The organism is Bacteroides cellulolyticus, assembly GCF_025567135.1.
GTDB classification, from domain to species: domain Bacteria; phylum Bacteroidota; class Bacteroidia; order Bacteroidales; family Bacteroidaceae; genus Phocaeicola; species Phocaeicola cellulolyticus.
Genome location: NZ_JAOQJJ010000004.1, coordinates 203,629 through 216,985, shown reverse-complemented (window position 1 = coordinate 216,985; position 13,357 = coordinate 203,629). Strand labels below are relative to the sequence as shown.

Annotated in this window: 12 protein-coding genes, 1 pseudogene and 1 riboswitch; of the genes and pseudogenes, 6 read left to right on the top strand and 7 right to left on the bottom strand. The window is 42.2% G+C overall.

The window, feature by feature from the left end:
* Window positions 1–3: 3 nt before the first annotated feature.
* Both OCV82_RS06635 and OCV82_RS06630 read right to left on the bottom strand, forming a co-directional pair.
* Window positions 4–1,299 (bottom strand): PDDEXK nuclease domain-containing protein, encoded by a 1,296-nt coding sequence (locus tag OCV82_RS06635; protein WP_154043674.1) that lies wholly within the window; start codon window positions 1,297–1,299, stop codon window positions 4–6.
* Between the two features lie 69 nt (window positions 1,300–1,368).
* Entirely contained in the window at window positions 1,369–2,652 is a 1,284-nt protein-coding gene (locus OCV82_RS06630) for a site-specific integrase (protein WP_071150061.1), read from the bottom strand.
* 316 nt (window positions 2,653–2,968) lie between these two features.
* Here OCV82_RS06630 and OCV82_RS06625 point away from each other — a divergent pair, with 316 nt between their 5' ends.
* Window positions 2,969–3,715: a NigD1/NigD2 family lipoprotein gene (locus tag OCV82_RS06625; protein ID WP_154043673.1), complete on the top strand. Its 747-nt coding sequence runs from the start codon at window positions 2,969–2,971 to the stop codon at window positions 3,713–3,715.
* On the opposite strand, the gene mutS is transcribed toward OCV82_RS06625, so the two are convergent.
* Window positions 3,708–6,332: a DNA mismatch repair protein MutS gene (gene mutS / locus OCV82_RS06620; protein WP_235340564.1), complete on the bottom strand. Its 2,625-nt coding sequence runs from the start codon at window positions 6,330–6,332 to the stop codon at window positions 3,708–3,710. The genes OCV82_RS06625 and mutS overlap by 8 nt on opposite strands.
* 103 nt (window positions 6,333–6,435) lie before the next feature.
* On the bottom strand, window positions 6,436–7,248 hold the full coding sequence (locus OCV82_RS06615) for a CPBP family intramembrane glutamic endopeptidase (protein WP_154043672.1): 813 nt from the start codon (window positions 7,246–7,248) through the stop codon (window positions 6,436–6,438).
* A gap of 323 nt (window positions 7,249–7,571) precedes the next feature.
* Between OCV82_RS06615 and OCV82_RS06610 the strand changes: the two genes are divergently transcribed.
* Window positions 7,572–8,087, top strand: coding sequence for a flavin reductase family protein (locus tag OCV82_RS06610; protein ID WP_154043671.1), 516 nt, complete (start codon window positions 7,572–7,574; stop codon window positions 8,085–8,087).
* Window positions 8,088–8,230: 143 nt separating this feature from the next.
* Here OCV82_RS06610 and OCV82_RS06605 read toward each other — a convergent pair whose 3' ends face one another.
* From OCV82_RS06605 to OCV82_RS06595, 3 genes are all read right to left on the bottom strand, one after another.
* Window positions 8,231–8,809, bottom strand: coding sequence for a porin family protein (locus OCV82_RS06605; RefSeq protein WP_154043670.1), 579 nt, complete (start codon window positions 8,807–8,809; stop codon window positions 8,231–8,233).
* A gap of 263 nt (window positions 8,810–9,072) precedes the next feature.
* Entirely contained in the window at window positions 9,073–9,270 is a 198-nt protein-coding gene (locus OCV82_RS06600; protein WP_154043669.1) for a hypothetical protein, read from the bottom strand.
* Between the two features lie 104 nt (window positions 9,271–9,374).
* On the bottom strand, window positions 9,375–10,328 hold the full coding sequence (locus OCV82_RS06595) for an IS110 family RNA-guided transposase (RefSeq protein ID WP_154043668.1): 954 nt from the start codon (window positions 10,326–10,328) through the stop codon (window positions 9,375–9,377).
* Between the two features lie 253 nt (window positions 10,329–10,581).
* A riboswitch (cobalamin riboswitch) is annotated at window positions 10,582–10,773 on the bottom strand.
* Window positions 10,774–11,290: 517 nt separating this feature from the next.
* On the opposite strand from OCV82_RS06595, the pseudogene OCV82_RS06590 reads away from it, so the two are divergent.
* From OCV82_RS06590 to OCV82_RS06575, 4 genes and pseudogenes are all read left to right on the top strand, one after another.
* Window positions 11,291–11,772: pseudogene (locus OCV82_RS06590) on the top strand (hypothetical protein).
* A gap of 426 nt (window positions 11,773–12,198) precedes the next feature.
* Window positions 12,199–12,666 carry a hypothetical protein gene (locus OCV82_RS06585; protein ID WP_004320562.1) on the top strand — a complete coding sequence of 156 codons (468 nt, stop codon included), beginning with the start codon at window positions 12,199–12,201 and terminating at the stop codon, window positions 12,664–12,666.
* Window positions 12,663–12,917 carry a hypothetical protein gene (locus OCV82_RS06580; RefSeq protein WP_004320560.1) on the top strand — a complete coding sequence of 85 codons (255 nt, stop codon included), beginning with the start codon at window positions 12,663–12,665 and terminating at the stop codon, window positions 12,915–12,917. Before OCV82_RS06585 ends, OCV82_RS06580 begins: the two co-directional genes overlap by 4 nt.
* A 14-nt stretch (window positions 12,918–12,931) precedes the next feature.
* Complete coding sequence (locus OCV82_RS06575) at window positions 12,932–13,306, top strand: hypothetical protein (RefSeq protein WP_004320558.1); 375 nt, start codon at window positions 12,932–12,934, stop codon at window positions 13,304–13,306.
* Window positions 13,307–13,357: the final 51 nt, after the last annotated feature.

Here is a 13,357-nt window from a genome sequence, read left to right as displayed (position 1 = left end):
GTCCTACTTTTGTCTGTTCTTTTCATTGTCAAGAAGCATAGTCAGTTCTTCTTCCACCTGTTCTATGCTTGGCAACGCCGATTTCAGGCTTTCCGGCACAGCCTTGCTGAGCTGGTAATCGCTGATGCCGATAGGCTGGTCATAGCCTGTCAGTGCATATTGCGCGACAATCTCATCCTTGCCCTTGCACAACAGCAGCCCGATGGTCTTGTTGTCATTCTCTCCCCTCAGTTTGTCATCCACCACATTGATGTAGAAGTTCAACTGTCCGGCGTATTCCGGTTTGAACGGGGTAGCTTTCAGTTCCACAACTACGTATGCATGGAGCTTTATGTTGTACAGAATCAGGTCGGCATAGAAATCGCTGTCGCCAATCTGGAAATGCTTCTGCCTTGCGACAAAGGCAAATCCGTTGCCCATCTCCAACAAGTATCGGGTGACGTGCTTTACCAACTGTTCCTCTATGTCCCTTTCGTCCGCACGTTCTTTGGCTCCTGCCAAGTCAAAGATATACGGGTCTTTCAACAGGTAGTTGGCAAGGCCGCTTTGAGGTGCAGGAAGCGTGGCGGTAAAATTATTGACCTTGTGACTGTTGATTTGCCGTTCAAACAATTTGCTTTCAATCTGCATTTTAAGAACATTGCTGCTCCAGCCCATTTCCACGGATTGCTTCATATACCAGTAATCGACACCTAACGGAAGGGAACTGTTCAGCAGAATCACATGGCTTGCCCAATTGATTCTTGCAACAGGTGATGCTAGGAACAGTTTTTCCATGTCCTCAATCGGCATCCGGTAAACGACGGCTACTGTCTGGGTTACATCCTGAATTTGCGCAAGAGGTTCTTGCACAATTGCAACTTCCTTGTTGTCTGAGGATTGTATTTGCGCAAGAGGTTCTTGCGTAAATGGCACATTGTTCAGGCTTTGGATTTCATCCGTGATTTTCCGCACACTTGGAGTAATCAATTTCGCATCGGTTTCGATGAAACTCCGTAATACGGTCAATGGATATGAACGTGCGAACTGGCACATATAAGCCAAGTTCCTGACCGAATATCCTTTCTTTTCGGGATAATTGAACCGTATCGCCTGCGCCAGTTTCTTGATGACCTTGCCGCCCCAGCCTTGTCGGTTCTGGTGGTACAATATGTAGTTGCCCATCTTCCAGTAATGGAACAGCATCTGCGCATTGGCGGCACTAATGAGCCGGACTTGCGCCTGCTCTATTTCTGACCCAATGGCATTGACAAAAGCCTCGAAACTCCTTTTCTCTATATTGTTATCGTTGTTGCTCATTGTTATATGTATTGAAAGTTACAAAGATAAGCCCAATAACAGGCATCCCGTGAAACTTGCTGATTGTTTTTATAGTTGGTTGAATTTGTTCATCGCACTGGCTTTCACATCATCGGCAATGTCGATGTAGGGTTTCATAGCCTTGTAGTCGCTATGTCCCGTCCATTTCATCACTACCTGTGCCGGAATACCGAGAGCCAGAGCGTTACAGATGAAAGTCCTTCTCCCGGCATGGGTACCCAGCAATGCGTATTTGGGTGTAATGGTGTCTATACGGCTGCTTCCTTTGTAGTAGGTTTCACTTACAGGTTCGTTGATTTCGGCAAGTTCGCCCAGTTCCTTCAAATAGTCATTCATCTTTTGGTTGCTTATGACAGGGAGAGCCTTGTGCCCCTCAAATTCCACACCCTTGTATTTGTCGAGTATTGCCTTGCTGTGGTTGTTAAGTTCGATGATGAGCCTTTCTGCGGTCTTTACGGTAGTAATTTCTATATATCCGTCCCTGATGTCGCTTTTCTTCAGATTATGCACATCCGAATACCGGAGTCCGGTAAAGCAACAGAACAGAAAGACATCCCTCACCCGTTCAAGGTATTGCTTTGTGTCGGGTATCTGATAATTTTTGAGTTTGTTCAGTTCTTCCCAAGTGAGGAATATCACCTTTTTCGGTGTGCTTCGTAATTTGGGGTTGAAATCTTCATAGGCATTGTTCATGCAATACCCTTTCTTGGTACACCAGCGCAGGAACCATTTCAGATAAGCAACCTGTTTCATGATGGACGTGTTCCGCATATCTTCGGTGTCTTTCAGGAAATTCACATACTTTGTTAGCTTGGGTTCGTCCAACGATTCAAAAGTCAGTCCCTTGTCAAACTTTTCAAGATGTTTCCTTACTGCGGCAAATTTCTCATAGGTGGCATCAGACCAACCGTTTTGCGTGCCGCACTCCTTAATGAACTCATCAAATACCTCCAACGGAAGAAACACCACCGGGGCTTCCTCCTCTTCCTTTTTCCCATCGTGCAATCTGTTGAACGCATCCTTTACCTGTTCGGTAGTGGGCATGAATCCCTGCACCTCGAACTCCTTGAAGATATTCTGTATTTCGGTGTAGTATTTCAGCAAGTCCGCATTGATTTCCGATGCGCTTTGCTTCAGCTTGTTGGTGCATCCGTTCTTTACCCGCTGCTTGTCGGCATCCCATTTGGCGACATCAATGCGGTAGCCCGTTGTGAACTCAATGCGGTGGCTGGCGAAAACCACACGCATACGGATAGGGACATTCTCCACGATTGGCACTCCGTTCTTCTTCCGGCTTTCCAATGAAAAGATGATGTTTCGTTTGATATTCATAATTGGGTGCGTTTGAAATTCAACACCCAAATATACACCCAATAATTGAAATAGCAAAAGGTATTTAATGATATTTAGTAATATAGCCGATTTATAATAACTTGATTATTATCAGTATATTGCAGTTTTATGAGATTTCTTGATTGTGTAAGTTAAAGTCCCGTACGCACCGCTTAAACCCTCACTTCTCAGTGAAGGTTTTTTTATTATATCCCTATTGAGCTTTTTTAACACAAAATGATGCATGATATCTCATAATAATGCATTTAACGTATAGACAAACATTCAAAGTTAACACGTAAAAAATTAAATTATTATGAGACTACGTTCAATTCTTAAACATGCATTGGTAGCTTCGGTTGCCATATTTTCACTCCAGTCATGCGACAATGACGATGATTATGACTATTCTCTAATGTTCCCTAACGCGCTGGTTACTGTAAAAACAGATGCCAATGATACTTTCTTCCTTCAGCTTGACAATGAAACGACACTTCTTCCGGTGAATGTTACAAAATCACCTTTCGGAGAAAAAGAAGTCAGAGCATTGGTTAATTTTGAAGAGACTACAGATCCTTCGGAAGGTTTCAGCAAGGCTGTACACATCAACTGGATAGACAGTATCCTGACTAAACCTATTGCAGCAAACCTGGGCGACGAAGAGAATGACAATGTTTACGGAAATGACCCGGTAGAGATTATGAACAGCTGGATGACTGTTTCAGAAGACGGATATCTGACATTACGTTTCAGCACCGCATGGGGTAATACAGGTACAAAACACTTCGTAAACCTGATTTCGACAAACAATCCTGAAAATCCATACGAAGTGGAATTCCGCCACAATGCATACGGCGATACTTACGGACATCCTGCTGACGGACTTGTAGCATTCAAGCTTGACGGAATATTGCCCGACACAGAAGGCGAGACTGTAAAACTTAAACTGATATGGAATTCATATAGCGGCGAAAAGAGCCACGAGTTTGACTACTGCACACGCCAGTCAACTCCGGCAAATCCGGAAATGACAAGCGTGAGAGCCAAGAATTTCATCAATTAAGAATTTTCTTTATTTCATTTAATTTGTTCAAAGCTTCAACAGGGGTGAGATTATTGATATCCAAATTGATAATTTCATCCCTTATTTGGCTTAATACGGGGTCGTCAAGCTGGAAGAAGTTCAGTTGAATACCGTCTGATGTTGACGACGATGAAGCACCTTTCTTTTTCTTTAATTCCGAAGTTATCTCCTTTTCCTTACCGGATATAGATCCCTGACGGTTTTCTTTCTCCAGAAGGGCCAGAATCTCGTCAGCACGCTTAACGATAGACTTAGGCATACCTGCCATCTTAGCCACATGAATACCGAACGAGTGTTCGCTGCCTCCAGGTTCCAGTTTACGAAGGAATATTACCTTATTATCAACTTCCTTGACAGATACATTATAGTTCTTTATGCGGCTATATGTACGCTCCATTTCATTCAACTCATGATAGTGGGTTGCAAACAGAGTACGTGCCTTTGCCTTAGGATTCTCGTGTATATGTTCCACAATAGCCCATGCTATTGATATACCGTCGTATGTAGATGTACCTCGTCCAAGCTCATCGAACAGCACCAGACTGCGCTGTGAAAGATTATTCAGAATATCTGCAGCCTCGTTCATTTCAACCATAAACGTAGATTCTCCCACAGATATATTGTCGCTTGCACCCACACGGGTAAATATCTTATCTACAATACCTATATGCGCACTCTCAGCCGGCACAAAACAACCTATCTGAGCCATAAGAGTGATAAGGGCAGTCTGTCTTAACAAAGCCGACTTACCCGCCATATTAGGACCCGTGATGATTATAATCTGCTGTTTCTCCGTGTCAAGATATACATCATTTGCTATATATTTTTCATCCAAAGGAAGTTGTTTTTCTATCACCGGATGTCTTCCCTGACGAATATCGAGCACTTCATCCTCCGATATAACCGGACGGATATACCCGTTAGCTTTTGCAGCCGATGCAAACGAAAGCAGACAGTCAAGAACTGCTATCTGAGTGGCATTTATCTGAATTGCAGGAATAAACTCAGCCAACGACATTACCAACTCGTTATAAATACGTGTCTCCAGCGTAAGAATCTTATCCTCAGCCCCGAGGATTTTCTCTTCGTATTCCTTCAGTTCCTGAGTGATATATCTTTCAGCGTTCACAAGAGTCTGTTTTCTTATCCATTCGGCAGGAACCTTATCCTTATGCGCATTACGCACCTCTATATAATAGCCGAACACATTGTTATATGCTATCTTCAGACTTGGAATACCTGTAAGCTCGCTTTCTCTCTGCTGAATCTGAAGAAGATAATCTTTTCCGGAATATGATATACGTCTCAGTTCGTCCAGTTCTTCGGACACACCGTCGGCTATCACACCACCCTTATTGACCAAGAGCGGAGGATCATTGTTTATTTCCTTTGCTATTTTATCACGAATAGAAACACACAGGTTGAGCTGTTCACCTATCCTGCGAAGACTCTCGTTATCAGCCTCAAGACAAGCCATCTTGATAGGTTCAATAGCCTGCAAAGCCACTTTAAGCTGCACCACTTCACGTGGAGAAATCCTGCCCACAGCAGCTTTCGACACTATACGTTCCAAATCACCTATTCTGTGAAGGCAGTCCTCAACCTCCTCCTTAAAGTCCGGATGACGGAAAAAATATTCCACCACATCAAGCCTCCTGTTAATAGGCTGCACATCCTTCAGCGGGAATATAATCCAACGTTTCAGCATACGTGCCCCCATCGGGCTTATAGTATGGTCTATCACGTCGAGCAGACTAGTTCCACCATCGTTCATACTTCCCATCAGCTCCAGACTGCGGGCAGTAAACTTATCTATGCGCACATACTTTTCCTCTTCTATGCGCGACAGCGATGTGATATGCCCGACATGCTCATGCTGAGTCATTTCAAGATACTGAAGAATAGCTCCCGAAGCTATCACACCATTCTTCAGATGTTCCACTCCGAAACCTTTCAGATTTTTCGTTTCAAAATGCTTGAGCAGTTTCTTCACAGCCGATGTCTCAGTGAAAACCCAGTCGTCAAGTTCGAAAGTAAAGAATTTGGTTCCGAAATTAGCTTCGAACATAGGTTTCTTTCCACGTTCGAAAAGTACCTCCTTAGGAGCAAAATTATTGAGAAGCTTGTCGATATAATCAAGTTTTCCTTCGGCAGTCATAAACTCGCCTGTAGAAATATCCAGAAAAGCCACACCGCAGGCTGTCTTTCCGAAATGAACAGCAGCCAGGAAGTTGTTCTCCTTATAAGAAAGAATATTGTCGCCTATGGCCACACCCGGCGTAACAAGCTCGGTTATACCGCGTTTCACCAGTTTCTTGGTGGTTTTAGGGTCTTCCAGCTGGTCACAGATAGCCACACGTCGTCCTGCTCTGATAAGTTTTGGCAGATATGTATCAAGAGCGTGGTGAGGAAATCCCGCCATCTCGATAGTCTTGTTCTGTCCGTTGGCCCTCTTTGTAAGGGTAATGCCCAAAATCTCGGATGCTGCCACCGCATCTTCCGAATACGTCTCATAAAAGTCTCCGCATCTGAAAAGCATGATAGCATCAGGGTGCTTCGCCTTCAGGTCGAAAAACTGTTTCATCATGGGGGTCATTACTACTTCGCTGTCTTTTGCCACGGTAAAATCCTTTCTTTTATATATTGTTCGATAAATTTTTATTGTCGCACAAAGATACTCCAAAATCCACGAATATCATTTATGCCTGCAAGTTATTTTCTTCGTTCCACTGCACCGGTTCTTTCACCAGTTTCCTTCTGATAATGAAAATGCATACAACAGTAAGAATAATTCCTGCCACTGCCAAAGCCAGAGAGCCAGCCCCGCCAAGCGATGAAATCATTGTCGCATCAGGATCGCCCGACAAAACATAAAGCAACACCGAGCTTCCGTTATTGATAAAGTGCATCAACATTCCAGGAATAAGGCTTCTTGTGAGGTAATACATCCATCCAAGAGCCATTCCCACTACGAATGCAAACGGAATCTGAGCCGGATTACCATGCACCACGCCAAATATAAGCGACGACACCACTATACCAAGATAAGGCATTTTCCACTTTCGCATAAGATGACCCTGTATAGCACCACGGAACAGCAGTTCTTCCACCAGCGGAGCCATAACTACAATGGATATTATCCCCAACGGATTGTTCATCATCTGTTCAAACACATCCTTCATATTGTCAGGCAGTCCGGCAAGCTCGCTGAAATAGTTGGTCCACAATCCCATTGCCACGATAAACACAGCTGATGCAAACAATACAGCCCTTCTATTGGGAGTTTTCAATCTGAAAACATCAATAGATACATATTTTCCCAATACTACATGAAGACCTACAGACAATGTGGAAAGAAATTGTGCCCACATAATGACAGACATATATCCACTACCGGACACGTCCGGCATTTCCACAACTCCGTTCTTCAGCATATATATTCCTACAAGCACTCCGAAAAATGCCAGCTGATAGGCAAAATAAAGCAATAGTAATTTTATTGTACGTCCCATAATAAGCTCTATTATATAATGCTACAAATTTATACAGTTTACTGTAACAAACCAAACATCACAAAAAGCTTATGTAAAATCATCAGATGATAAAGTAAAAATATCTTTTTATATTCTATAAATACAAACTATATATACATAAATATAACTTATATCTTTATAAATATAACTTGTATTTATAAAAACACATACTATATTTACAAAATATGTAAGAACAAAATATATTTTCAAACATTAAGAACATATATTTTCATCGTAACTTGTTTCTTTACATTCTGCTTTTCACTATTTTTGTAAACACACATATATAAAATAAAAGAAGAATGAAAGAAATTAACGTATCACAATTGACATACAATATGATTGAAGCCATCGGTAAAGAATGGATGCTTGTAACTGCGGGTACACAGGAAAAGTTCAACACAATGACAGCCTCTTGGGGTGGCACAGGAGTGTTATGGGGAAAAACAGTCGCATTTATTTTCATACGTCCTGAACGCTATACATACGAGTTTATAGAAAAATGTGACACTCTCACACTCTCGTTCCTGGGTGAAGAAAACAAGGCTATACATAAGGTGTGCGGCTCAAAATCAGGACGTGACACGGACAAGATAGCAGAAACAGGACTTAAACCGGCTTTAACAGAAAATGGTAATATTACATTTGATCAGGCACGCCTTACACTGGAATGCAGAAAGCTTTACGAAGACGACATAAAGCCGGAAAAATTCATAGACAAATCGCTTGACGGAAAATGGTACGGCAATGGGCATGGCAATTACCACAAGATGATTATACTGGAGATAGAACATATTTGGAGAAAAACAAAGAACTAAGCATAAATCAGCTGATTATAAGAATGTCAGTAAATTCATTAGTATAAAAATAAGTATTATAACTTAACAACTAAAGAAGGCATATCATTACTTGGAAACAAGTCAGATATGCCTTCTTATAAAAATTGAGTTATCTTTATTCTCTACTTTTTGAACAGACTGAATAAATCATATCCCAAGGAAATCTGAAATACCCTGTCTCTATAGTTTTCCAATCCGGGAAATTCATCCTTATTCAATTTTACAAGACCATAATTATAATTGAATGTCAAATCAAGTCCAAACTTGAAACGATAACCAAGACCTGCCGTTAAAGATGCCGACGTCTTTCGATAATGAATCATAGGACTACCATCCGGTTGCATTCCTTCCAAACCATTATAATAGATATCCAACTGGGGACCGACAAAGATATTTAGCCCCAATGTAGAACAAGGATAAAACTTAAATTTTAATGGAATAAGAATACATTTACTTTTCTCCAGATAATCTTCACCACCTTCTCCTTGTTTGGTAAATAAAACATCAAGTTCTGTTGCAAACTTTTTGATTCTGTATTCTCCAAACACACCGCCTAACATTTTGGAATAATAACCATTATCACCATATCTACTGGAGAATCCGACACCAACACGTGGTCCGAACGACCATTGACTCTGAGCATTCAAATTACTAAAAGAGAACGCAATTAAACACACGAATAAAATAAGAACCTTTTTCATACGTAAATATTAAGCGTCCTACACATAAAGTAGGACAGGTTTATACTAAAATTGATATAAAACCGAGTATTTTGACAAAAGAAAGATTAGCATTCATGAAAACACAAATGCGGCTATTATACGATGACAAATAGAAACAGCTAAGAATTTAAAAGTTTCATACACGTGTACATAAGTCACAATCTTTGGCGCTTAGCTGTTGAGACCAATTTCATTTTCGGACTATGGTAATTCCAGTAAAAGTCGGCCTTTGGTCTGTATTGTTAATTGGGTGTTACTGCTTGTGGAACTTTAGTAAGCGAGACATTGTATCCAAGCTTTTTAAGTTCGGAAGACAAATATACCTTGCGTTTCTGCTCTATCTTGGATTGCATATATTGTGCACCAAGCTCATGGTAACGGGCTCCCGTACTCAGTATAAGATAAACGGATATCAACTGAGAATGTCCCACTGCAATCAAGGCACGTTTCTTTCCTCTGCGGGCAGCTATACGATGGTATCTCTCACTGAAAAACGTATTCTTTGTACGGGTCGCAGCCCATGCGGCTTCTGTGATTACCGCCTTTACCTGTTTGTTTCCGTGAGTGATTCGTGCGCTTTTTTTTTGCCCGCACTCTCGTTGTTGCCCGGAGAAAGACCGGCCCAGGACGAAAGATGCTTTTCTGAAGGGAAGTGGGACATGTCAAGACCTATCTCAGAAACCAGATCCTCTACAACCTTGGTGCTAAAACCGGGAATCTCCCTGAGAAGTTCAAGGACATTCTCGTACTTGGACAACAGTCTATTTATACGTTCGGACAAATCATCAACTAAAGTCTGAGTCTGGTCTATATCCTTTCGGATCATCTGAAGAAGATAAATGTGATGCTCTTCAACAAAACCGGTACACGCTTCCAACAACTCTTCCGGACTGGCTGACAGTTTTCCGTGGTAAACTGACTTTATATCATCAAGAGTAAGGACTTTACCTTCACAAAGCATATCAATAAGAGAAGTAGCTGTCGTACCGCTTGTGTTACTTACAACACTTGAAAGCTTGATGTTGCAGTCTTCAAGAATACGCATCATACGGTTCTTCTCTGAAGCTATCTGCTGAATAAGCTTGTTCCGGTAACGGGTCAGGTCACGAAGCTGACGCTGCTCCTTGGGAGGAATATAGCTCGGTTTGAGAAGACCTGCCAGAAGAAGCTTGCAGATCCATTCGCTGTCCATCTTGTCTGTCTTGTGACCAGGAACATTCTTAATGTGACGGGCATTGACTATCCAGACATCGGGAATGGAATCTTCAAGAACCTTATAAACAGGTTTCCAGTAAACACCGGTACTCTCCATTGCCACATGCGTTACACCATTGGACAATAGCCATTCTTTCAATTCATTCAAAGAACTCGTGAAGGTTTTGAATGAGCGGGTATCACGTTGGATGCCTACTCCGTCTATTGTCGCCACCACAACCTTCATATGGACGTCGATACCGCAAGCACGCTGTATCAACTGAGGGAATGTCACTTCTGCCATAACTGATACATTTAGGGTTACACTATACAAAGGTAACTTCAGCTTGACTATTTACATTCTCTTTGGCGTGATTTTTTTATCTCATGGGAATTTCATAACTTAATTATTAAAAGTTAAACAAAAAGTTTAAACACACATTCGTTTTTATTGCGACAGATTTGCAACGAATGAGAAATCGGTTATCAAAAAGAATATAGGTGCCTGTGGACGAGCCTCTGTTCATTTTAATCTAATGCCAATTATCCCGTGGTCACTAAATCTATCTCATCAAGCAGGTCTTCTGGCTCATCCCGCTTATCGCGCCTTCCCAGCTTTCACCAGTGGCAAAGAGTGCGATAAACTTTAATAGGACTTACAGCTGCGAGTACAGCTCCGGATTTTCACCGGGATTCCCTTTTAATTCCGTTCGACGCTTCGATTGGAAACTTGACTGGTGCAAAGTTAATGGTTATTTTTTAATCTTGTTTCTTTTTCTGTGATTTTTATTTCAAGAAAGGATTATTTTATGGCGCGAATTGTATTTTCATGTTAATCAAGCATTTATAACAACCACGAATAGTCTTTTCCCCTTATGAATAATAGCGTTTCTCAATTATGGTCTCTTTTCATCTCACGTCGGCAATTCTCTTCGGAGAGATTTTATATGCAAAGGTACAGCGTGCGTCTGGTCGTCAAGTATCGCTTTCACTAACGGTTCCCGGATATTCTTCACGGCAGCCTTCCACAAATCGAAGATTGACTTTCACTCCCCACCTCGTTGCAGGGCATAGTCGGACGAGCCTGACTGTGCTCTTACATTGGGCGGTTGGGTATTCCGTTTCATCCCGTACACTGTTTACTTGCCTTATCCGTCCTTTTCCCGCTGTCAGTCCTGCATAAAAATCATTCCCCGACGAGAAGCCAAAAGAGTTTCAAGAAAAGGAAAAAAAAAGAAAATATTTGACAATCTAAAATTTACAATTATGCACAGCAGGATTTTTCAAATTTCAACGGAGCCGATAGACAAAGAAAACTATCTGAATGAGGACACACTCCAGCAAGGAGACGGGAGCTTCTATGACTATTGTTCAGAAATAGACGAGGAAGACCGTAAAGAGGATATTGCCAATTTGGTCAATCATGCCTTGCCCAAAGGAATGTTCGAGCTTATATCCGATGACACCATGCGCTATAATGGTGGAATAGAGCAATGGAAAGAGGAGTATGTCGCCAATATCAAAAAAAGAGCGAATGCTCTTACGGCAGATAATATGTTGGAATGGGGTTCGACCTATTATCTCAAACAGGCAGTGGAAAATCCGTTGGATGTCGCCTATCATTTCTATTTGGATGGCGATGGCTGCAGTCTTTTGCCGAACAGTCCTTTACGTTTATGGAGTTTGTTTGTAGGCTTGAACCGGGAACGATACTCTACATCGGAGGAGTTGTTGATTACCACTTCTGATGTTTGTCCGAAACATTGGCAACCACCCGCCTCAAAAGTGGGTGGTTGCTCTCTTTTTTGCACAGGCTCCCCGGTTACTTTTATAAATATGCTCTGCAGAGCTTCCGCCACCGGTTTCACAGCCGGTATATTCCTGTTTTAAGGGTATAATCCCTTCACAGCCCCGACATACGCCGCAGGTCTGTTTTCGTGTGCAAAGGTACGGTGGACGAACATTGCCCAAGTACCGCTATCGCTACCTGAAATAAAATTTGACGACAACTTTCCGTAATCGGAGATGACGGTATTTCATAAAATTTCATTGCAGGTTCCTTGCTCATCGTTCTTGCATCCCCCCGTTTGTGACGCACATGAAAACAACCCCTTTGGGCGAAGTCAAAAGGCTTCAAGAAAAGGGAAATAAAAAAAACAATAAATCAAAAGACAATGAGCAAGTACGATTTCATCAAGCAAGGCAACCTCCTTTTTTGGCACACTGCCGATAATGATATAGAATGTCGAATTATCTCAACTCCCGAAAAAGTGGATAGTGACAGCATCATCTTAATCTCAACAAGCTCTTCCGAGACAGAGGTTTTGGCATCGGAGTTATTACCTATTGGCTCATCAAGAAGCCACAAAGAGGAGTTTATGCGCTGGAAGAAAGAGCGTGAAGCCGAGGGCATGGAGTTTTTCAGCCGGTTGTCCGAAGTCATGGAAACAGACAGTGATTTGGCTGTAGGCGATATGGTGGCGTTTACAAACGACTACGGGGTGGTATTTGGCCCCAAAGAAGTATTAGCTTTCAGAAAACCTTGGAATGGCTATAGATGCGTATATATCGACAGTGATGCTTATTGGTTTCCAGACCGTCCCGAACAACTCACCATACTCAGCAAAGGAGGTACAGAATGACAACAAACGACATACTCAAACGACTTTGCGGCAATATTGCCGCAGGTCGTTTCAACTGGCGAAAATACTGCACGCCGCAATCTTACTTCGGTTGGGAGATTTGCGTTACCCCTCTGCATTGCTCTTACGGACAGATAGGCTACACCGTTCATTTCCCTTATACCAATATACCGGAAGTGGAATACGATTGGGAAATGGGCAAACTGACCATTGACGGCGAGAAATGGAAAAGTTATTTGCGGAACGAATAATAATAAATATCAATATGGCACAGAATTTTTATACCAAATGGCAGGACGCTATACTTGCAGATGCAGGAGACTATGTTTCAAAAGAGTACCGCAGTTTCCAGACAGCATTGGTGCGTGAGATTTCCAAATATGCCGCAGCCGTTGGTGCAAAGGTGGCTTCCAATTCAAAAGGGCATTATGACACCTCCTGCTTCATTGAGCGCAACGGCAAGTTCGTTTACATCAGCCACTCTTCCGGTCTGTCACGAATGGGCAGCGGCGTAAGAATTGAACTCGATTCGTTTCTGATACGGACAGCTCAAAATGGAAAGGACTACCGAGGGGGATGTAACCAGTATTGCGACATAGCAAATTTACAGTCTATGATAGACGGTTTGTTGGGGAAATAAACTGCAAAAAAGATGCGGAGCCAACCAGTTCCGCATCTTTTTCTTTCCATC

Bases quoted from the DNA above. Each gene is read 5' to 3' on its own strand.
- OCV82_RS06635 (WP_154043674.1), bottom strand. From the start codon at position 1,299: ATGAGCAACAACGATAACAATATAGAGAAAAGGAGTTTCGAGGCTTTT.
- OCV82_RS06630 (WP_071150061.1), bottom strand. From the start codon at position 2,652: ATGAATATCAAACGAAACATCATCTTTTCATTGGAAAGCCGGAAGAAG.
- OCV82_RS06625 (WP_154043673.1), top strand. From the start codon at position 2,969: ATGAGACTACGTTCAATTCTTAAACATGCATTGGTAGCTTCGGTTGCC.
- mutS (WP_235340564.1), bottom strand. From the start codon at position 6,332: ATGACCCCCATGATGAAACAGTTTTTCGACCTGAAGGCGAAGCACCCT.
- OCV82_RS06615 (WP_154043672.1), bottom strand. From the start codon at position 7,248: ATGGGACGTACAATAAAATTACTATTGCTTTATTTTGCCTATCAGCTG.
- OCV82_RS06610 (WP_154043671.1), top strand. From the start codon at position 7,572: ATGAAAGAAATTAACGTATCACAATTGACATACAATATGATTGAAGCC.
- OCV82_RS06605 (WP_154043670.1), bottom strand. From the start codon at position 8,809: ATGAAAAAGGTTCTTATTTTATTCGTGTGTTTAATTGCGTTCTCTTTT.
- OCV82_RS06595 (WP_154043668.1), bottom strand. From the start codon at position 10,328: ATGGCAGAAGTGACATTCCCTCAGTTGATACAGCGTGCTTGCGGTATC.
- OCV82_RS06585 (WP_004320562.1), top strand. From the start codon at position 12,199: ATGAGCAAGTACGATTTCATCAAGCAAGGCAACCTCCTTTTTTGGCAC.
- OCV82_RS06580 (WP_004320560.1), top strand. From the start codon at position 12,663: ATGACAACAAACGACATACTCAAACGACTTTGCGGCAATATTGCCGCA.
- OCV82_RS06575 (WP_004320558.1), top strand. From the start codon at position 12,932: ATGGCACAGAATTTTTATACCAAATGGCAGGACGCTATACTTGCAGAT.